This window comes from Cryobacterium sp. MDB1-18-1 (assembly GCF_004402735.1).
GTDB classification, from domain to species: domain Bacteria; phylum Actinomycetota; class Actinomycetes; order Actinomycetales; family Microbacteriaceae; genus Cryobacterium; species Cryobacterium glucosi.
On record NZ_SOFR01000007.1, the window covers coordinates 16512 to 36220 of the forward strand.

Sequence of the window (19709 nt, forward strand, 5' to 3'; positions counted from 1 at the left end):
CCTGACCTGCCGGCCTTCGATGTGCGTGACATTCCCTTCAGCGCGAGGGGAGCGTGGTTCGACATCTCGCCCGTCGTTGCGCTGCACACCGTGCATCAGGACCTGCATCTGGTCTCCCACCAGAACGGAATGCACGCGGTCTTCATTCTCGTGCCGCAGGTGGACGGCGTCCGGACGGAGACGACCGTCACGGCCTCGCCTGCACTCCTGTCGTGGACCGCGGCAGAAGGAAAGATCGATGCGGCCTTCGACGGGGTGGCCTGCCTGCGCATCCGCGGTCGCGGCGTCGACCTGACGATTGGCGATGCGTCGACGGGGCTGACTCCGTTCACGGGCTCCTACCTCTTCCGCGACCCGATGGACGGCGCCGCCGTCTTCACCTCCTACGAAACGGGTCGCCGCTACCGGGTCACCAGCCTGCGCGGCGAGCTCGACGTGCACGGCGTCGAGGCCCTCGGTGCGCATGTCCGTGACGTCGTCGTTTCCGGAGCCGACGGCTGGGAAGTGGCGATCGAGGAGTTCGAGTCCGCCCGGCCGAGCTATCGCCCGGCTCTCTCATTCGACCAGGTCGTCCTGTCGACCCGCCAGGACTTCGCGGGGTACCTGGACCGTGTGGCGGGCTGGAGCGACGCGCGCACGCCGACCGCTGCGCTCGCCGGCTACGTGATGTGGTCGGCGACGGTTCGCCCGCTCGGCTTCCTCGAGCACGAATCCATCCTGATGTCCAAGCACTGGATGGACAAGGTCTGGAGCTGGGACCACTGTTTCAACGCGCTGGCCCTGGCCCCCGGCGATCCCGGCGCTGCGCTCGGCCAGTTTCGGCTCATCTTCGACCACCAGGACTCCTCCGGCGCTCTACCCGACTCCGTGACGCACTCAGAAATCCTGTACAACTTCGTGAAGCCGCCGATTCACGGTTGGGCATTCGACAAGCTGCGCCAGCGGATGCCCGACGCCATTCCCGTGGACGTCCTGGCGGCCGTATACGACCAGTTGTCGGCCTGGACGGATTTCTGGCTCAACTCCCGGCGCATCGCCGGGCACGAGCTCGCGCACTACCAGCACGGCAATGACAGCGGTTGGGACAATTCCTCGACCTTCGACCGCGACCGCGTCATCGAGGCCCCCGACCTCGCCGCCTTCCTGATTCTGCAACTCGACACTCTCGCGCGGCTCGCCGACGAACTGGGCCGGGACGACGGAGCCAGCAGGCGCGGCCAGCGTGACTCCATGGCGACCGCCCTGCTGGCCGAGCTCTGGGACGGCGAGCACTTCGTGGCCCGCGCCCCGCTGAGCGGGCGCACGAGTTCCACGACGAGCCTCCTCAACCTGTTGACGATCGTCGCGGCGGATTTCCTGCCGGTGGAGGTGCGCGAGCGTGTGGCCGATTCCATCGCGGGTCATCTCACCGATTGGGGACCGGCGACCGAGCTGCCCTCATCACCGCTGTACGAATCCGACGGCTATTGGCGGGGCCCGATCTGGGCGCCTTCCACCGTGATCGTCGAAGACGGGTTACGCAGGGCAGGCTTCACGACACTCGCGGATACCGTCAGCGAGCGCTTTCGCCGCCTCTGCGAAAGGTCGGGGTTCGCTGAGAATTTTGACGCGCTGAGCGGCGACGGTCTCCGCGACCGTGCATACACCTGGACCGCGAGCTCCTACCTCCTGCTCGCGCACGAAGCGTTCATCCGAGCGTCCGACAACTGACCGAAAGAACACGACACATGCCTTCTCTTATCGCACCCCCGACACTCCGCGGAGGCCCCGTGCGGCCGTCGACGAGCGCGCTGCGGGCACTCGGACCGGACGAAGTGTCTCTCACCGGGGGATTCTGGCAGGAGAAGCAAACCCTGAACTCCGAAGTCATCCTTGACCACTGCCAGCGGTGGATGGAGCGGATCGGGTGGATCGGGAACTTCGATCGCGCCGCCAACGGCGCGCTCGGCAGCGACCACGCCGGGATCGAGTTCGTTGACTCCGAAGTGTACAAATTGCTTGAGGCTCTGGCCTGGGAACTCGGACGAAAGCCCGACGCCGATCTCGAATTCAGATACCGCGCCCTGGTCGCCCGTGTCGAGTCGGCCCAGGAGGCCGACGGATACCTGCACACGAGCTTCGGGCGCTCCGGGCAACCGCCGCGCTATTCGAACCTGGAATGGGGACACGAGCTCTACTGCTTCGGGCACCTCATCCAGGCTGCCGTCGCGCGGCTACGGTCCGGTTCCGATGACGAGCTCGTGCGGGTGGCTCGGCGTCTCGCCGACCACGTCTACGGCGAGTTCGGGCCGGACGGTCGTGACGCCGTCTGCGGGCATCCCGAGATCGAGGTCGCCCTCGTTGAATTCTCCCGAGCGACAGGCGAGCCGCGCTACCTCGAACTCGCCCGCATCCTCGTCGAACGTCGTGGGCGCGGCCTGCTCGTACCCGACAGGTTCGGAGCAGAGTATTTCCTCGATGACATGCCGGTGCGGAACGCCACCGTTCTCCGCGGTCATGCGGTGCGTGCGCTGTACCTGGCTTCGGGCGCCCTGGACGTGGCCGTCGAGACCGACGATTCGGCGCTCGCGAGCGCGGTGGCCGCGCAGTGGGACAACACCGTGGCCAGGCGCACGTACATCACGGGCGGCGTTGGATCACACCATCTCGACGAAGCATTCGGCGAAGACTACGAGCTGCCGCCGGACCGCGCCTACGCGGAGACCTGTGCTGGAATCGCATCGGTGATGCTGAGCTGGCGCCTCTTGCTGCAGACCGGCGACGCCAAGTACGCGGACCTCATCGAGCGCACACTCCTCAACAACATCCTCGCCTCCCCGCGCGCCGATGGCCGGGCGTTCTTCTACACCAACACCCTTCACCAGCGCGTGGACGGTACCGTGCCGGAGGAGGATGAAATCAACGCGCGCGCGCAGTCCAGCCTTCGTGCTCCCTGGTTCGAGGTGTCGTGTTGCCCGACGAACATCGCCCGCACCCTGGCCAGCGTCAACCTGTACTTCGCAACCGCAACGGAAACCGGGGTGCAACTGCACCAATACGGCGACTATGACGTCGCGACGAATCTTGCGACCGGCCAGATCGCCCTCGAGGTGAGAACGGGCTACCCGTTCGACGGTACCGTCTCGGTTCACATCCGCGAGGCGCCGGAAGCGGAATCATCGGTCTCCCTGCGCATCCCACGGTGGGCCATCGGCCGCGCCGTCGTCACGGTCAACGGGGCACGAGTCGATTGCTCCGGATCGACGGTCACCATCAGTCGCGCCTTCCGCGCAGGTGATCAATTGACGCTCGACCTGCCGATGGCGCCGCGGGTGACCCACCCGCATCCGTCGATCGACGCGGTCCGCGGAACGGTCGCCATCGAGCGTGGCCCACTCGTGATGTGCCTGGAATCCTGCGACCTCCGGGAGGGACACGACCTCGCAGGCGTGTCCATCGACGATCGCGTCGGCCTGACCGAGACCGTGCGGGGAGCGCGGGTGCACGCGCAGTCAGCCCAATCGCCGAATCCTGACTGGCCCTATGGCCACGACGGCGGGTTCACGGCTGAGAATGCCGCCTGTGACGTCGAGCTCATTCCCTACTTCGACTGGGCGAACCGTGGCCCGTCCACGATGCGCGTCTGGCTCCCGGTCGCGACGCGCCCTGATCATTGAACCGAGTGTGATGCGAGCCCGGTGACGGCCTCGCAACGAGCCGTCGTTCCCAGCTGTTGCCTTCTCGGGAAAACCTGACCCCACCCGGCGGAAGTCAGGGGCGGGCGTCGGGTGCAGGCTCCAGGAGTGCGGCGAAAACGTCGCCGAGTGGACCGGCCAGGTCTCCTGCGGAGGCCGATGACAGGGCCTCCAATCCCGAGGTGGTTCGCAACAGCACGATGCCGAAGCCGACGGACAGGGCGATCTGGGCGCGCAGCATGAGATGCTCGGTTTCGGCGTCATCCGGCCGCCAGCCGGCGGCCGCGGCCAACCGTTCGGCGAAATGACGGAACGTATTACGGCGGATCCGTTCCGCCGATTCATCCCCGGAGGAACGCAAGAGCAGGAGGAGCCCGAGCGGATGCTCACCGCTCGGCAGCTCCGCGAGGTGCCTGAGCATGGTCTGCAGCATCAGCTCAACGGTGTCGCTCTCCGGGATCGGGCGGTCGAGCTCTTCAACGGCACGGGTCAGGCACGCCTCGAAGAGGCCTTCCTTGGATGTGAAATACCGGTTGATCAGTGCCACGTTCACGCCGGCGTCCGTGGCGATGTCCCGGACCGTCGTCGCCGCGTAGCCGTCGTGCGCGAATCGACGCCGTGCCGCCTGCAGCAGGCACTGCCGCGTATTGGCGGCGTCGCGCTGCCGGACGCCGCCCGGGGCGTCGGACTCGGAGGGGGCGGCATCGATGGTCGGCATACCCGGTGTCATGGCATCCTTTCGTTCCCCTCCACGGTACAGGCCGGCAGAACCGATGTAAACATGCTTTGACTTACGGGCGATCATGGCTATGCTGGCCTAAGTCGCCAACTGTTTACATAGCATCCGGAGAGATATGTCCCAAACAACCGAACGGCCGGCCACGGGCTCGATTCCGACGCCCGCCCGTAGCCGAAACAGCACGCTCATCGTCCTCTACCTGTCCCTCGGTGGCCTGGCCTTCTCGGTCCTGCAGTCGCTCGTCGCCCCGGCACTCGCGACGATCGGGAAAGACCTCGGCGCCTCGACCGCCGATGTCAGCTGGATCCTGACGGCGTATCTGCTGTCGGCATCCGTGTTGACGCCCATCCTGGGACGTCTCGGGGATATGGTCGGCAAGCGCCGGATCATGATCGTCGTGCTCGCCCTGCTCCTCGCGGGCACCGTATTGGCGGCGCTCGCCCCCAACCTGGGTGTCCTGATCGTGGCCCGCGTGCTGCAGGGTGCGGCCGGTGCGGTGATGCCGCTTTCGATCGGCATCGTGCGCGATGAACTTCCGCACGAGAAGGTCGGGGTGACCATCGGGTTGCTGTCGGCGATCTTCGGCGTCGGTGCCGGGGTCGGCATCGTCGCCGCGGGACCCATTGTGGAGAACCTGTCCTGGCCGTGGCTGTTCTGGCTGCCGGGAATCCTCGTCGTCATCGCCCTGCTCGGTGTCATCTTCGGGATGCCGGAGTCACCGGTCAAGCGACCCGGCCACCTCGACGTGCTCGGTGCTGTCATCCTGACGGTCGGCCTCGTTTCGCTTCTCCTGGCGATCAGCAAGGGACAGTCCTGGGGCTGGGACTCCGGCAGCACGATCGGCCTCCTGGCCCTCGGCGCCCTCGCCCTCGTCGTGTTCGTGTTCGTCGAGCTGCGGGTGAAGGAACCCCTGATCGACATGCGCCTGTTCAAGATCCGCGGCGTGTGGACGGCGAACGTGGTGGGACTCGTCTTCGGTTTCGCCATGTTCGGCACCTTCGTCCTCGTGCCGACGCTGCTCCAGCTGCCGACCGTGACGGGCTACGGCTTCGGCGAGTCGGTGTCCTCTGCCGGCCTGTTCCTGCTCCCCACCGTGCTCATGATGGTGGTCTTCGGTCCCGTCGCCGGCATCCTCGTGCGCAAGATCGGCCCGAAGCCGCCGATGGTCTTCGGCGCCCTCTTCGTGACCGCCGCATTCGTGATTCCCGCATTCAACCACGCCGAACTCTGGCAGGTCGTCGTGTCGGGCCTGCTCACCGGTGCCGGTATCGGCCTGGCCTTCGCAGCGATGTCCAACGCGATCATCGAGAGCGTGCCGATCCACCAGACCGGAGAGGCGAGCAGCGTCAACACGATTGCGCGCACCATCGGCAGCAGCATCGGCACAGCCGTGATCGCCGCGTTGATCACGTCGCACAGCACCTCGCAGGGCCTGCCCCTGGACGACGCCTTCACGATCGGCTTCTGGGTCTGTGCCGCCGTGGCCGTTGTCGCGATCATCGCAGCGCTCGCAGCGCCGTCGATGAGCAAGCGCCGCGAGCAGGCACTCGCCCTCGGCGTCGAAGACCTCGACTGAACGCAGTGCCCGGACCGGGACCCCTCGGGGACCCGGTCCCTTCGGCTGTCGGAGAGAGCTCAGTCGCAGGGATCGACCGTGCGTTCGCCGGTCAGTGCGGCCACGGGAACGGCGCAGGTGTCGCCCTTCCACGCTTCGATTCCTTCCCGGACCGCGAAGCCGGCGATGAACAGCGCCGCGAGCGAGTCCGCCCACGCCCAGCCGAGCAGGGTATTCAGTAACAGCCCGATCAGAAGAGCGGCCGAGAGGTAGGCGCAGATCAGGGTCTGCTTGGAATCGGCCACGGCTGAAACCGAGCCGAGTTCGGTCCCGGTGCGACGTTCCCACCAGCTCAGGAACGGCATCACGAGCAGGCTGGCCATGGCGAGCCCGATGCCGACCGGGCTGTGCACGGCCTCCCGGACTCCGAAGAGGGACAGGGTGGCGTCGACACTCACGTAGGCGGCGAGCCCGAAGAACGAGAAAGCGATGACTCGCAGGGCGACCCGTTCGCGCTTCTCCGGATCGGGTGCGGAGAACTGCCACGCGATCGCGGCGGCGGACAGGACCTCCACGATGGAATCGAGGCCGAACCCGATCAGCGCGGCCGAGGTGGCGACGGTTCCGGCGGCGAGGGCGATGATGGCCTCGACCACGTTGTAGCTGATCGTGATAGCGACGATCCAGCGGATCCGGCGCTGCAGGACTCCTCTGCGCCGGGGATCCAGGCCGCGCGACGGCGCACCCGTTTCTGGCTTCATGCTCGGGTATCGCGGCAGAACGGAACACGACTCAGCATTCCCTGACTGTATCGCAGAGCATGACGCGTCGGTGAGGAAGCAACATTCGGATGATCGTGACGATTCGCCTTCGGGGTACGTCCTATAAGTGACTGTTCCCAATTCCGATCCGGCGAACGGTCCACGCCTGCCCCCTCTCTACGGTGGAGGGCGTTTGAATCGTCCCGCCGGCCTGCCGGCGCGACTCGATCGCAGTACTGGAACGAGGCTTCATGCTCCCCTCCACCCTTGCCCGTGCGACCCTGTCGGCCCGCGGCCCGGTCAGCGAGCGGCTCCTCGCCGCGCTCTCCGAGCCCACCGAAACGGGAGGGTCCGGCCTGGCCGGGTTCGAGGCGCTGGCCGCACGAGCCCTCGGCCGAGTCCCGGACATCCTGGTCGACGAGGACCTGCAGCTGACTCTGTTCCTGCTGTACCGCCTGCACTACGACGGTGTCGTGCCGGGCGACGACGAGTGGGAATGGCATCCCGCCCTCCTGGCCGCACGTGTCGTCCTCGAGCGCGGTTTCGAAGCCGCATTGCGGGCCTCGGCGCCGCAGCCTCCGATTCCCGCGGCGACCCGCGACGACGTCGCCCGTGCACTCTTCACCCTGACCGGGCACGAGCACAACCCAGGCCTGGCACTCTACGTGGCGCGCGCGGCCACCTGGCAGCAGGCCGTCGAGTTCCTCGTCCACCGCTCGGTCTACGCGCTCAGAGAGGCGGATCCGTACGCCTGGGGAATCCCGCGCCTGGCCGGCCGGTCCAAGTCGGCACTCATCGAAATCCTTGCCGGTGAATACGGCGGCGGCCGGGTCGAGCGGATGCATTCGGTCCTCTTCGCGGATGCCCTGAGGGCGGCGGGGCTCGAGGGGGACTACGTCGCATCCGTCGACGCGGTGCCGGCTGTCACGCTCGCTTCCGTCAACGCGATCTCGATGTTCGGGCTCAACCGGCGCCTGCGCGCCGCGCTCGTCGGGCACCTGGCCGCCTTCGAGATGACGTCGGCGATTCCCAGCCGCTTGTACTCCGATGGATTCCAGCGGCTCGGTTTCGACGACAGTGTGGCCCGGTACTTCGATGTGCACGTCGAAGCCGGCTTCGCGCGCGAACAGTCGGCCTTCCGGGACCTGGCCGGTTCGCTCGTCGAAGATGACCCGGAGGCGGTCGGCGACATCATGTTCGGAGCGAGCGTGTTCCTGACTCTTGATGACCGTCAGTCGGCGCATCTGCTCGGCAGCTGGGCGGGCGGCTATCCCTCACTGCGAGCGGAGCCGAGCAGCCGGTAGACACGGCATGCTCAGGCAGCAGCGGTGCGGCGGGCGCCGGCGGCCCGGTTGATCGACCAGGTCACGACGACGCCCACCAGGGTCATGGTGGCCAGGCCGAGGCCGGAATAACCGACGGCGCCGAGCACCAGACCGGCCAGGGCGCCGCCGAGGGCGCCGGCCGCGTTCATCGACAGGTCGGAGCAGCCCTGCAGGGCCGCCCGGTCATTCAGCCCGACCGCCTCGCCGATGAGGGCTGAGCCCGCGACGACGGATGCCGACCAGCCGAGGCCGAGCAGGATCAGGCCGGCGGTCATGGCGGTGCTCGAGTCTCCCGCGAGCCAGAAAAGCGTGAGCGACGACAACAGCAGGGCCTGGCCGGCGAGGATGACGGGCATCCGTCCTACCCGGTCGGCCAGCCAGCCGAACACGGGGGAGAAGGCGTACATGCCGGCGACGTGGAGGCTGATCGTGAGCCCCACGACGGTGAGGGTGGCGCCGTGCTCGCGCAGGTGCACCGGAGCCATGGACATCAGGGCGACCATCGTGGCGTGGCTCAGGGCGATCACCGCGACGGCATAGCGCGCGGAAGGGGTGGAGCGCAGGATGTCCAGGCCGCCGCGTGGGCGCGGCGCGGCGGAATCCGTCCCCCGGGACCTGAGCGCCGTCAGCAGTGGGTCGGGCCGGAGCCCGACCGTGTACACGATCGCCGCGCCCACCGTGGCGAGCAGGGAGAACGCGAAGGCACCCGTCATCGGGGGCAGGCCGAGGAAGGCGCCGACGACCTCGCCGGGGCCGAACAGGTTCGGTCCGAGAACGGCGCCGATCGTCGTGGACCAGACCACAATCGACAGATCGCGGGCCCGGAAGGCCTGGCTCGCCAGGTCTGTGGCGGCGAATCGGGCCTGCAGGTTGGCGGCCGATCCGGCGCCGAGCATCATCAATGCCAGGAGCAGGAGAGCGAAGACGTTGACGGAGACCGCGGTGATCGCAAGCACGGCGCCGGCGCCGGCAACGAGCGAACCGGTCGCAAGGGAAAGTCGCCGCCCCCTGGCCTGGGCGAGCCGGGCGAGGGGCACGGCGACGAGGGCCGCGCCGAGAGTGCTCATCGTGGCGGCCATGCCCGACCAGGAGCTCGACCCGGAGAGCTGAGCCGCCAGAAGGGCACCGAGGGAGAGTGTCGCCCCCATGCCTATTCCGCCGAGAATCTGCCCCGCGACGAGTACGCCGACGACCTTGCGCTGCAGCGGTCCGTGGGCGGGTTGCCCGGCCAGCGAGGTCTCGTCGGCTGACGGTTCGTTGGACACAGGTGCCTTCCGTTCGTTGCTGATTCCGGCATACCCATAGGGGTATCGATGACAGGCTATCGCTTCAGCGGAGCCATTTCGCGCGAACCTGGACATCGGCATCCTCGTAGCCGAGGCGATCATAGAAGGAAAGTACTGCCGCATTGGCCGAGCGGACCATCAGCTGCAGCTTCACGACGCCACGTTCCCGGAGCCAATCCTCCGCGGCGACCATCAGTCGCCGTCCGAGTCCGGTACCGCGGTGGGTGTCGTCGACGGCGAGGTAGTACACCCAGCCTCGGTGGCCGTCGTGGCCGACCATCACGGTTCCGACGAGGATCTTCCCGTCGAACAGCCCGAGCACGGTCGATGTCTCCCCGGCCAGCGCGCGCAGCAGGTCGAGCTCGGGCGGGTTCCAGGGTCGGGTGAGTCCGGCCTGGTCCCAGAGCGCGGATGCGCTACCGAGGTCCGCCGGAGTCAGATCGGCTATGTGCCTGACCCGATTCTTCCACTTCCGGTCGGAGGCTCTTTCGGAGCGCGACAGATGGCGGTTGAATGTCCGCGACAGCCGCTGTGTCACCCAGCCACCGTGCGATGCGGGAGGAACCGATGCTCGAGCATGCGCCGCGCCGAAGCGCCAGGATCGCCGAGGAGATCCGCGGCGAGATGGGGTACCAGGGCCGGACCCTGAAGGAGCTGTCGGCGGCGACCGGAATCTCGATGGCCATTCTGCGTCGACGGCTCACCGGGGAGAAATCGTTCTACGTCGAGGAACTCGAGCGGATCTGTCGCTACCTGAACATCTCCGTGATCGACCTCATCGAACGCACCGAGCTGTAGCCGGCAGCCGGCCGTCGCCGGCGCGGCGGTTACGCGCCGTGGTTACGCCCGCGGCTTGAACGGGTCGGTGATATCGGCCACGGTTGCGCCGTAAGCGTCGATCAGGGCGTCGGCGTCGACGAATGCGGAGTAACCATGCTCGCCCGCGCCCATCGCGACCCGGTTGCCGCGCAGGCGTTCGTCGGCGAAGACGGGCCAGGGGGTCGTGCTGCCGAGCGGGGTGATGGTGCCGCGGGAGTAGCCGGTCGCCGCCAGGGCGACGTCCTCGTGCGGGAGCGAGAGCTTGTTCACGCCGACGAGTGCGCGCAGCTTCGCCCAGCTGATCTGCCGGTCGCCGGGCACGAGCGCAAAGAGATAGTCGCCGTCATGCCGCTTGACGACGAGCGACTTGACGATGCCGGACGGGTCGATCCCGAGGAGCCGTGCGGCGCTTTCGAGGCTGTCGGCCGCGGGCCGGGGGACGATGTCGATGTCGAGTCCGCGGGCGCGGGCATCCGCCGCCACCCGCTCACGCCCCGTTTCAGTCATGGGGCGAGTCAACCACATGCGGGGTCTGAGCGGTCGGCGACCCCGCCCGGCTCAGTGACCGCCGAGCAGCCGGAGCACCCGGTCGTACGCGCCGTCGGCCTCAGCGAACCGCAGGAACTTCACGTTCTCCACCGTGACCTGCTCGACGTCGGGTTCGGCCTCGAGTATGCCCATAACCTCCGACAGGAAGTCGTCCAGCGGCATGGCCTGCTCGCTGTTCTCCTGGTTCAGGAGCGTCGTGCGGACGGCGGGGGGAATCAGCTCGAGCACCTGCACCGAGGTGCCGGACAGCTGCACGCGCAGGCTTTCGGTCAAGGAGTGGATGGCGGCCTTGGTCGCGTTGTACGTCGGCGTCATCGGCAGCGGAACGAACGCCAGTCCCGAGGACACGTTCATGATGACCGCGTCGGGCTGTCCGATCAGGAACGGCGTGAACGCGCTCAGCATCCGCAGCGGCCCGAGCAGGTTCGTCGTGACCGTCGCTTCTGCGGTCGCCAGAAACCCGGAATCGAGCAGGTTCTCGGGGAGCATGATGCCGGCCATGTTGACCAACACATTGAGCTCGGGGTGCTCGGCGGTCACGGTGCGGAATGCACTCGCTATCGAGTCCGGGTCCGTGACATCGAGAACGAGAGACTCGATGCCGTCGTTCTCGGCGACGATCGCGTCGAGGAGTTCCTGTCGGCGCCCGGCGACGATCACCGTGTTCCCGGCCTGGTGGAAGCGCAGCGCGAGGCCGTGCCCGATGCCGGACGTGCCGCCGGTGATCAGAATGGTGTTGCCTGTGGTCTTCATGGTGTCGCTTTCTCTCATGCGCTCGTCGACGGTGTCGACGGTGCCGGGTGTCAGTTGTCGCGCGGCGTGCGCCGCCGGTGACGGATGCGCGGTGTTACGACTCTGCCGCCTCCTGTCCGCCGGCGGGAGAGGAGCCCTTGTCCACGGACCGGCGATCCCTGTCACCGGTCGCGTTAAGCGGTGATGATGGGGAGATGGACGTACGAGGAATGGACAGACCGGGGCTGGCCGATTTCCTGCGCAAGCGCCGCGAGCTGCTGCAGCCGGAAGATGTCGGTCTCATGAAGGGACCGCGGCGGCGGGCCACCGGCCTGCGGCGGGAGGAAATCGCGAATCTCGCCGGCATGTCCGTTGACTATTACGCCCGGCTGGAACAGCAGCGTGGCCCCCAGCCATCCGACCAGATGCTGGCCGCCATCGCCCGAGGACTCCGCCTGAGCCTCGACGAACGCGACCACCTCTTCCGGCTGGCCGGTCACACGGCGCCCCCGCGGATCCGGCGGACCGACCACATCAGCCCGGCCCTCCTGCGCGTGCTCGACAGGCTCGACGACACTCCCGCCCTCGTGCTGTCCGACCTCGCAGACACCCTGGTGCAGAACCGGCTCGCCACCGCACTTCTCGGGGACCAGACCCGCCATTCCGGCCTGGCCAGGAGCGCCTTCTACCGGTGGTTCACCGATCCCGACGAGCGCCGGTACTACCCGGAGGCCGCCCATGCCCACCAGGGCCGGATCCAGGCCGCAGGTCTCCGGCTGGCGTTGACGGCCGGCGACCCCGACCACCGGGCCGAACAGATCGTGGCGCGGCTGCTGCACCTCAGCCCGGAGTTCGCGGCCCTGTGGGACCAGCACGAAGTCGCCGCACGCTTCGACGACCACAAGACCATCGTGCATCCCGAGCTCGGCGAGATCGAGCTCGACTGCCAGGCGCTGTTCACCGAGAACCAGGCTCAGACTCTCCTGGTGCTGACGGCCGCGCCCGGCACCCCCGGCTACGACAAGCTGCAACTACTCGCGGTGCTCGGCCAGCAACGATTCGCTCCCGATCCGTCGGCCGCAGCGGGTGCCTAGCCCAGCCGGGGTCAGCCGAGCCGGTCGAGGTAGCGGAGGATGATGCCCTCGCGGAGGGCCCAGGGCGAGACCTCGAGTTCGTCCACCTTCAGGGCGGCCATCGCTGCCTGGAGCACGATCCCGCCCGCCACGATCTGGAATGTGCGGTTGGCGGTGATACCGGGCAGGGCGGGGCGGGCGTCCGCAGGAATGCGGGCCAGCCGGGGTACCCAGTCCGCAAGCTGGGCGCGGCTGAGCAGCATCCGCTCACCCGAACCGAAACCGTCCGAGGTATACCCTGCGAGCTTCGCCAGGGACCTGATCGTCTTGGACGAGCCGACGACGTGGTGCGGGGCAGGCTGTCCGGCGAAGGATGCGACGGCCTCGGCGAGCACGTCGGCCGCGTGTGCGCGCAGGGCCGCAACCTCCTCGGCGAGCGGGGGATCGTGGTGCAGGAATCCCACGGTCGTGCGCCCGGCGCCGAGCGGGACCGAGAGGGCCACCGCCGGTGTCTCATTCGCGCCGGCGGCGATCTCGAGCGACCCGCCGCCGATGTCGAACAGCAGGATGTCCCGAGCCGACCAGCCGTACCACCGTCGCACCGCGAGGAAGGTGAGGCGGGCCTCGTCCTCGCCGGAGAGGACCTGCAGGGCGACGCCGGTCTCCCTCTCGATCGTCGCGAGCAGTTCCGGGCCGTTCGTGGCGTCGCGGAGGGCGGAGGTCGCGAAGGGGAGCAGGTCGTCGACCTCGTGCCGGCTCGCGACGTCGGCCGCGTGCTGCACCGCGGACAGCACGGCAGCGCAGCCCTCCCCGGTGATCGCCCCTTCCGGGGTGAGATACCGCATCAACCGGAGGACGGCCTTGTCGGAAGCCATCGGGACCGGCTGGGCGCCGGCATGGGCGTCGACGACGAGCAGGTGGACGGTATTCGAACCGACGTCAATGACTCCGAGGCGCACAGTCTGACGATACCAAGCCGGAGGACACGTCGTCGCCTACCGGGTGGGCTCAGGGACCACGAAGCGCTGCCATGCCCAGGCGCTGACGCTGAGGGCCGCGAAGAGACCGGAGGCGACCCACATCGGGGTCACGCTGCCCTCGCCGTGCCACAGTCCGACGACGGGGTTCAGCACGGCGAACATGATCGTGAAGGCGGCGAGGGTCAACCCGATCCAGGCGAGCGGCGACCAGGCGACGATGCTGCGCCCGCTCGTGCTGCCGATCGGGATGAGCACGAGAAGCGCCGATCCGATCGCGGTCAGCACGACGCTGTTGGCGACCTCGGCGGCGAGCAGGTCCCCGAAATCCGCGCCGGTCGGCAGTATCCCGAGCACGAGCCAGCCGAGGAGCGCGAGCGCGAGCAGGCTTCCGGCACGCAGCGCCGCAAGCTGGCCGCGATGGATCGCGCTGTGGCCGCTCGAGACGGCGACGCTGCCGAGCAGCCCGAAGAGCAGTGCCGGATGGATCTCGAACGCGCGCGAGCCGAGCGCGGTCACCGCGACGAGCAGCAGGTACCGCGGCAGGAATGTGACGGATGCCGGCACGCCCCACACCCGCGAGCTCCACCACTGCGGCACGAGGGCTCCGACCGTGTTGACGACGATGAGGGCGAGCATGACCGCGAGCAGCAGTCGCAGGAAGGCCGGCTGACTCGACACGGTGCCGGAGAGCATGATGAGCGTCGCTGCAGCGGCGACCGAGGCGGCCGCGATGAGCCAGCGGTTCACGATCACGGTGGGGGCCTTGTCGAATTCCTCCCTCGCCTGGTTGCGGCCGGAGAGGGCGGCCGTGTTCCAGAGCGGGCGGCCGTCCCGTGCCCGCACGATCGTGCCGCTCAGCAAACGGGCGGGAATGACGAGGAGCACGAGGGCGCCGATGGCGAAGAGTACGGCCTCGAGCCAGGAGAAGTCGGCGTTCGCGCCCGGCGGCAGTACCGCGCTCGTGAACTGGGTGGGGTCGTTCCAACCGCCGGGGAGGGCGGGATCATGTCCGGATGACGAACCGCCGCCCGGTGGTGCCGGTGCGACCGCCGTCGGGGTCGCCGAGGGTGCCGGGGTGGCGGTGGCGCTCTCGGACGGTGTGCCGGGCGCCGACGCCGGAGCCGTGGCTGTCGGGGAGCTGCTCCCTGCCTCGGCAGAGGGCGACGACGACGGAGGGGTGGCCGACGGTGATGCGTCCGGTGCGGGACCGAAGTCGACGCCGAGGCCGGGGCTTCCCTGGCTCTGGTTGCCTGCGGCATCCTGTTGGGCGGCGATCACGAGGTGGTTGCCCGCGGCGACCGTGCCTGTCGCGGTGCAGGCCCAGGCTCCCGCGGCGACGGCGACGGTGCACAGCGAGTACGGGCCGGCGAACACGGTGACGGTGGCGCCGTCCTCACCCGTCCCCGTGTACGTCGACCCCGTCTGGGCCACCCGCGCGCCGGCGGTCGGTGACGAGACGACGGGAGCGGCGGGCCGGTCGAAGTCGAAACGGATACTGAGCGCTGCACTGTCGTTCGACCAGGAGGGCGCGCTGAACCCGGTCTGCTGCGCTGCCGTCACGGTGTGGATGCCGCTGCTCGGCAGGTCAGGGAAGGTGCACGCCCACGCCCCTCCCGTGTCTGCCGTCGCCGGGCAGCTCTCGCCGGTCGACACCGTGGCGACGACGGATGCCCCCGGGTACGCGGACCCCCGGACGGTTCCGTTCGACGCCGGGTTGCCGAGCGGCCCGCCCGTCACGACGGGTTCACCGAGGACGTCGATGGTCTCCTCGGCGGTGAGGCTCGAATCGCCTGTCACGACGACCTTCAGCCGGACGTTCTGCCCGCTCGGGAGGTTTGCGGGGCAGGACCAGTCCGTCGACGGGGTGGCTTCGATGATGCAGAGCGGGTCGCCCTCACCGGGGTTGAGGAGCTGGATCTCCTGATTGGCCGCGCGAGTGCCGGAGACCGTCGTGGTCGAGCGGCCGACGAAGGTATGGGCCGGAGGACTGTCGATCGTGGGGGATGGCGAAAGCGGGGTTGCGGCCGGCCCGCTCGGGGGCGGGGCGGGGGAGGTCGCGGCGCGGGCGGCATCCGTGCCCGGCAGGAAACCGCCGAGGCTCAGGAGCAGAAGCGCCGCGGTGACGAGGAATACCGGCGCGACCAGCCGGATCGGTGACCGGGCGTGACGAAGCGCGATGGGCATCCGCCGCGGCCGTCGACCATGACGGGCCTGCGGCGGGCCGGGGCAAGCGAAACGTGAGCGATGCATAGGTCCCCCCTGCCTCCATTTCAGGGGTCATCTCCCCGATTGTCAACGTGCAACGCGCAACAGGCACGATCCCGCACGGGATTGTTATCCGGCGCGGGACGCGGGCGTAGGGCATACTGACGGACACGAGGCGGATTCGCCGCCCCTCCGTGAGACAGGCCCGATCTCGCCATGACGCTTCCTGACCTGCGCGTTCCCGCCACCGGAGCGCCCTGGCTCCGACCGGAGAGCTACTGGCCGGCCCTGACCGAGGCCACTCGCCATCTCGACACGCCCGTCGCGGCGCTGCACCTCGGAGCGCTCCGCCACAACACCCACGACATGCTGCGACGCGCGGGCGGAACCCCGATCCGCGTTGCTTCGAAGTCGATCCGCGTCCGTGGCGTGCTCGAGGCCATCCTCGCCGTGCCCGGCTACCAGGGCGTGCTCGCGTACACCCTCGCCGAGGCGCTCTGGCTCGCGGAATCCCTCGACGACATCGTCGTCGGCTATCCGAGCGTGGACCGGGGGGCGATCGGGGTCCTCGGCCGCTCGGCACTGCTCGCCTCCCGGGTCGCCCTGATGGTCGACTCGCTCGCCCAGCTCGATCTCATCGACACGGTGATCCCCCCGCACCGGCGCGAGACCATCCGACTGTGCATCGAGCTCGACGCCGGCTGGAAGAACCCGGTGCTCGGGCACCTCGGCGTGCTGCGCTCGCCGGTGCATACCGCCGCGGAGGCCAGGGACTTCGCGGCGGCCATCGTCGCGCGCCCCGGCTTCGCTCTCGTCGGCCTGATGGCATACGAATCGCAGGTCGCCGGCCTCGGTGACCGGCCGGCCGGTCGCGGCCCCCGTGCGCTCACCACCGGGATCGTGAACCGATGGGTGCGTCGCCACTCGATCGCCGAGCTCGGAGTGCGCCGCGCCGCCGCCGTCGCGGCCGTGCGCGAGGTCGCGCCCCTGGAATTCGTCAACGGTGGCGGCACCGGTTCCCTCGAGAGCACCCACGCGGATGCCTCGGTCACCGATATCGCCGCGGGCAGCGGCTTCTTCGGCGGCCACCTCTTCGACAACTATTCGGCATTCACGCCCGCTCCCGCCGCGGCATTCGCCCTCTCCGTCGTGCGGAAGCCGAGCGCGGCGACCGCAACGCTCCTCGGCGGCGGCTGGGTCGCATCCGGACCGCCGGGTGCCGACCGGATGCCTGCCCTCGCCTGGCCGCCCGGGCTCGCCGTCGTGACGCGGGAAGCGGCCGGCGAGGTGCAGACCCCGCTCGCTGGCCCCGGAGCCGCGGCCCTGGACGTCGGCGACCGGGTCTGGCTGCGGCACACCAAGTCCGGGGAGCTCAGCGAACACGTGACAGAATTCGCAGTGGTGGACGACGGGCGGGTCGTCGACATGCTGCCCAGCTACCGCGGCGAGGGAAAGGCGTTCCTGTGACGAACACCGGTGCTCTCTGGCAGAACTGGGCGCGCAGCGAGTCCGTACGTCCGGCCAGGGTTGAGCGGCCCACGAGCGTCGCGGCCGTGCAGCGTGCGGTGATCGCCGCCGCGAAATCCGGGATGCCGATCAAGGCCGTCGGATCGGGGCACAGTTTCTCCGGCATCGCCGTCGCCCCCGGCGTGCTCCTCGACCTGGCCGACCTCTCCGGCATCGTCGGCGTCGACACGGCCACCGGCCGTGTCACCCTCGCCGCCGGCACCCGACTGCACCGGATCCGCGGCTTGCTCGCGCCATACGGGCTGGCGCTCGCCAACATGGGGGACGTCGACCGGCAGACGATCTCCGGTGCGACCTCGACGGGAACCCACGGAACCGGGTCGGCCTTCGGCGGACTCGTCACCCAGATCGTCGGCCTCACCCTCGTCACCGGCGACGGCGAACTCCTGCACGTGAGCGAGACCGAGAACGCGGAGATCTTCCCCGCCGCCCGCCTCGGTCTCGGCGCGCTCGGGATCCTCGTCGACGTGACGATCCAGTGCGTCCCGGACTTCCTCCTGCACGCCGTCGAACAGGCCGAGCCGCTCGGCGAGGTGCTCGACACCTTCGACGAGCGCAGCCGCGCCGCCGACCACTTCGAGTTCTACTGGTTCCCGCACACCGAGAAGGCCCTCACCAAGACGAACACCCGGCTGGACCCGGCCGCCGGGCGCGCGCCGCTCGCGCCGGTCTCCCGCTGGATCGACGACGAACTGCTCGCCAACGGCGTCTTCGGGGCACTCTGCGCGATCGGAGCCGTGCTCCCGCAGTCCGTGCCGACGATCAACCGGGTGGCCGAGCGTTTCATGGCCCGGCGGGAATACACGGATGCCTCGACGCGCATTCTCGTGAGCCGGCGCGCCGTGCGTTTTCACGAGATGGAATACGCGCTCCCGATCGCCGCGATTCCGGCTGCCGTGCGCGAGGTCCGCGAACTCATCCAGCGCTCCGGCTGGCGGATCTCGTTCCCGATCGAGGTGCGGTCCGCAGCCGCGGATGACGTGTGGCTGTCCACGGCCCACGGCCGTGAGACCGGGTACATCGCCGTGCATCGTTTCTACCGGGAGAAACCGGCCGAGTACTTCACCGCCGTCGAGGCCATCATGCGCTCCCACGACGGGCGCCCGCACTGGGGGAAGATGCACACCAGGGACGCCGAATCCCTTCGCGAGACCTATCCGCACTTCGACGATTTCGTCGCCGTACGCGACAGGCTCGACCCCGAGCGCCGTTTCACGAACCGGTACCTCGAACGGGTCCTCGGGCGGTAACCGGCCGGCCGGGCGACCTCGGGGTGCGAATTCTCGCGCCGCGCGTGACAGGCTGGTGACCGCGGCCCACGGCCGCTCCACGAACCGGTCGACCGCCCAGCACCCGACGGACCGCACAGCACCCGACCGACACAGTACAGAGAGTCCTCCGAGATGAGCAGCAAGCCGATCAACACCAACACGGTCGCCGGCCGGGCCTGGCCGCACCGCGCCAGCGAACTCGGCGACCGGCTCCCCGACGGCTTCACGATCGGGGTCGCGAGTTCGGCGTTCCAGATCGAGGGCGCCGCCCGCGACGGCGGGCGCGCCGAGTCGGCCTGGGACCCGTTCACGGCGACCGCCGGCCGCATCGTGGACGGGTCGAACGCATCCGTTTCTGCGGACCACTACAACAAGCTGCCCGGGGACCTCACCCTCCTGGGCGAGCTCGGCGTCGACGCCTACCGGTTCTCGTTCGCGTGGTCCCGGGTGCAGCCGGACGGACGCGGGGCGCTCGCGCGCACCGGGCTCGCGTTCTACGACCGGCTCGTCGACGGGCTGCTCGCGGCCGGCATCCGCCCGATGGCGACGCTGCACCAGCGCGACCTGCCGCTTGCCCTGCGCGGCGGCTGGCTGAACCGCGACACCGCCTCGCGCTTCGCCGACTACGCCTACGAGCTCGGGGCCGTGTTCGGCGACCGGGTCGACGCCTGGGTCACTCTCGACGAGCCCGCGACCGTGACGCTCGCCGGCTACGCCCTCGGCACGGATGCCCCCGGCGAGGCCCGCCTCTTCGCCGCACTGCCGGCCGCGCACCATCAGCTCCTCGGCCACGGCCTCGCCGTCCAGGGCCTGCGCGCCGCCGACGTGCGTGGCGGCATCGGAATCGCCAACGCGTACTCGCCCGTGCAGCCGGCGAGCGACAGAGAGGCAGACGAAGTCGCCGCCGCGCTCTTCGACCTGCTGCACAACCGCGTTTTCGCCGACGTCGTCCTCCTCGGGAGCTACCCGGTGCCGCCGGGACCCTACGAGACCGAGCTGCGGCTGCTGCTCGAGACGGAGCCGGAGGACCTGCGCACGATCCACCAGCCGCTCGACTTCTACGGTCTCAATTACGTGCAGCCGTCACGGGTGGCGGCCGGGCCCGTTCCGGTCGTGAGCGGTGCGGTCGCCGGCGGCGGCCCCTCCGGCAACGGAGCGGGCGGGGCGCGCGGGGAGGCCGGCGCTGGCTCGGGTCCGCGCGGTCCCGGCTCCC

The 19709-nt window shown here is 69.2% G+C and carries 17 protein-coding genes; 9 read left to right on the top strand and 8 right to left on the bottom strand.

The genetic code is table 11. From position 1 onward, the window contains the following. The first annotated feature begins 21 nt into the window (after positions 1-21). Together E3O50_RS01245 and E3O50_RS01250 are read left to right on the top strand one after the other, a co-directional pair. Complete coding sequence (locus E3O50_RS01245) at positions 22-1710, top strand: glycogen debranching protein (protein WP_241975232.1); 1689 nt, start codon at positions 22-24, stop codon at positions 1708-1710. A gap of 17 nt (positions 1711-1727) precedes the next feature. Beyond that, complete coding sequence (locus E3O50_RS01250) at positions 1728-3656, top strand: beta-L-arabinofuranosidase domain-containing protein (RefSeq protein WP_134558267.1); 1929 nt, start codon at positions 1728-1730, stop codon at positions 3654-3656. Between the two features lie 94 nt (positions 3657-3750). Here E3O50_RS01250 and E3O50_RS01255 read toward each other — a convergent pair whose 3' ends face one another. Next, positions 3751-4404, bottom strand: a complete 654-nt coding sequence (locus tag E3O50_RS01255; protein WP_198413436.1) for a TetR/AcrR family transcriptional regulator — start codon at positions 4402-4404, stop codon at positions 3751-3753. 124 nt (positions 4405-4528) lie between these two features. On the opposite strand from E3O50_RS01255, the gene E3O50_RS01260 reads away from it, so the two are divergent. After that, positions 4529-5989, top strand: coding sequence for an MFS transporter (locus E3O50_RS01260; protein ID WP_134558268.1), 1461 nt, complete (start codon positions 4529-4531; stop codon positions 5987-5989). A 59-nt stretch (positions 5990-6048) separates the two neighbouring features. Here the strand turns inward: E3O50_RS01260 and E3O50_RS01265 are convergent, their stop codons facing one another. Then, a complete protein-coding gene (locus tag E3O50_RS01265; RefSeq protein ID WP_134558269.1) occupies positions 6049-6729 on the bottom strand; it encodes a cation transporter in 681 nt (226 codons plus the stop codon). 251 nt (positions 6730-6980) lie between these two features. Between E3O50_RS01265 and E3O50_RS01270 the strand changes: the two genes are divergently transcribed. Further along, complete coding sequence (locus E3O50_RS01270; protein WP_134558270.1) at positions 6981-8033, top strand: iron-containing redox enzyme family protein; 1053 nt, start codon at positions 6981-6983, stop codon at positions 8031-8033. Between the two features lie 11 nt (positions 8034-8044). Here the strand turns inward: E3O50_RS01270 and E3O50_RS01275 are convergent, their stop codons facing one another. After that, positions 8045-9319 carry an MFS transporter gene (locus E3O50_RS01275; RefSeq protein WP_241975233.1) on the bottom strand — a complete coding sequence of 425 codons (1275 nt, stop codon included), beginning with the start codon at positions 9317-9319 and terminating at the stop codon, positions 8045-8047. Between the two features lie 64 nt (positions 9320-9383). Next, positions 9384-9878, bottom strand: a complete 495-nt coding sequence (locus E3O50_RS01280; RefSeq protein ID WP_241975234.1) for a GNAT family acetyltransferase — start codon at positions 9876-9878, stop codon at positions 9384-9386. A gap of 29 nt (positions 9879-9907) precedes the next feature. Between E3O50_RS01280 and E3O50_RS01285 the strand changes: the two genes are divergently transcribed. Next, positions 9908-10138, top strand: coding sequence for a helix-turn-helix transcriptional regulator (locus tag E3O50_RS01285; protein WP_166790589.1), 231 nt, complete (start codon positions 9908-9910; stop codon positions 10136-10138). Positions 10139-10180: 42 nt separating this feature from the next. Here the strand turns inward: E3O50_RS01285 and E3O50_RS01290 are convergent, their stop codons facing one another. Both E3O50_RS01290 and E3O50_RS01295 read right to left on the bottom strand, forming a co-directional pair. After that, a complete protein-coding gene (locus E3O50_RS01290) occupies positions 10181-10666 on the bottom strand; it encodes a YbaK/EbsC family protein (protein WP_134448309.1) in 486 nt (161 codons plus the stop codon). Between the two features lie 51 nt (positions 10667-10717). After that, on the bottom strand, positions 10718-11461 hold the full coding sequence (locus tag E3O50_RS01295; protein WP_134448311.1) for an SDR family NAD(P)-dependent oxidoreductase: 744 nt from the start codon (positions 11459-11461) through the stop codon (positions 10718-10720). 209 nt (positions 11462-11670) lie between these two features. On the opposite strand from E3O50_RS01295, the gene E3O50_RS01300 reads away from it, so the two are divergent. Then, positions 11671-12534 carry a helix-turn-helix transcriptional regulator gene (locus E3O50_RS01300; RefSeq protein WP_134448351.1) on the top strand — a complete coding sequence of 288 codons (864 nt, stop codon included), beginning with the start codon at positions 11671-11673 and terminating at the stop codon, positions 12532-12534. Positions 12535-12545: 11 nt separating this feature from the next. Here the strand turns inward: E3O50_RS01300 and E3O50_RS01305 are convergent, their stop codons facing one another. Both E3O50_RS01305 and E3O50_RS01310 read right to left on the bottom strand, forming a co-directional pair. After that, complete coding sequence (locus tag E3O50_RS01305; RefSeq protein WP_134448313.1) at positions 12546-13472, bottom strand: Ppx/GppA phosphatase family protein; 927 nt, start codon at positions 13470-13472, stop codon at positions 12546-12548. A gap of 36 nt (positions 13473-13508) precedes the next feature. Further along, on the bottom strand, positions 13509-15677 hold the full coding sequence (locus E3O50_RS01310) for an Ig-like domain-containing protein (protein ID WP_134558273.1): 2169 nt from the start codon (positions 15675-15677) through the stop codon (positions 13509-13511). A gap of 237 nt (positions 15678-15914) precedes the next feature. Between E3O50_RS01310 and E3O50_RS19385 the strand changes: the two genes are divergently transcribed. The 3 genes from E3O50_RS19385 to E3O50_RS01325 form a co-directional block, all read left to right on the top strand. Next, on the top strand, positions 15915-17165 hold the full coding sequence (locus tag E3O50_RS19385; protein WP_194087898.1) for an alanine racemase: 1251 nt from the start codon (positions 15915-15917) through the stop codon (positions 17163-17165). Next, positions 17162-18475 (top strand): D-arabinono-1,4-lactone oxidase, encoded by a 1314-nt coding sequence (locus E3O50_RS01320; protein ID WP_134558274.1) that lies wholly within the window; start codon positions 17162-17164, stop codon positions 18473-18475. Before E3O50_RS19385 ends, E3O50_RS01320 begins: the two co-directional genes overlap by 4 nt. Positions 18476-18628: 153 nt before the next feature. Continuing rightward, positions 18629-19709 (top strand): family 1 glycosylhydrolase (locus E3O50_RS01325; RefSeq protein WP_134564539.1); only part of this gene is annotated, 1081 nt, incomplete at its 3' end.

Excerpts from the sequence above, each read along its gene's own strand:
- E3O50_RS01255 (WP_198413436.1), bottom strand. The coding sequence starts at position 4,404 with ATGACACCGGGTATGCCGACCATCGATGCCGCCCCCTCCGAGTCCGAC.
- E3O50_RS01295 (WP_134448311.1), bottom strand. The coding sequence starts at position 11,461 with ATGAAGACCACAGGCAACACCATTCTGATCACCGGCGGCACGTCCGGC.
- E3O50_RS01265 (WP_134558269.1), bottom strand. The coding sequence starts at position 6,729 with ATGAAGCCAGAAACGGGTGCGCCGTCGCGCGGCCTGGATCCCCGGCGC.
- E3O50_RS01250 (WP_134558267.1), top strand. The coding sequence starts at position 1,728 with ATGCCTTCTCTTATCGCACCCCCGACACTCCGCGGAGGCCCCGTGCGG.
- E3O50_RS01290 (WP_134448309.1), bottom strand. The coding sequence starts at position 10,666 with ATGACTGAAACGGGGCGTGAGCGGGTGGCGGCGGATGCCCGCGCCCGC.
- E3O50_RS01270 (WP_134558270.1), top strand. The coding sequence starts at position 6,981 with ATGCTCCCCTCCACCCTTGCCCGTGCGACCCTGTCGGCCCGCGGCCCG.
- E3O50_RS01285 (WP_166790589.1), top strand. The coding sequence starts at position 9,908 with ATGCTCGAGCATGCGCCGCGCCGAAGCGCCAGGATCGCCGAGGAGATC.
- E3O50_RS19385 (WP_194087898.1), top strand. The coding sequence starts at position 15,915 with ATGACGCTTCCTGACCTGCGCGTTCCCGCCACCGGAGCGCCCTGGCTC.
- E3O50_RS01260 (WP_134558268.1), top strand. The coding sequence starts at position 4,529 with ATGTCCCAAACAACCGAACGGCCGGCCACGGGCTCGATTCCGACGCCC.
- E3O50_RS01310 (WP_134558273.1), bottom strand. The coding sequence starts at position 15,677 with ATGCCCATCGCGCTTCGTCACGCCCGGTCACCGATCCGGCTGGTCGCG.
- E3O50_RS01300 (WP_134448351.1), top strand. The coding sequence starts at position 11,671 with ATGGACAGACCGGGGCTGGCCGATTTCCTGCGCAAGCGCCGCGAGCTG.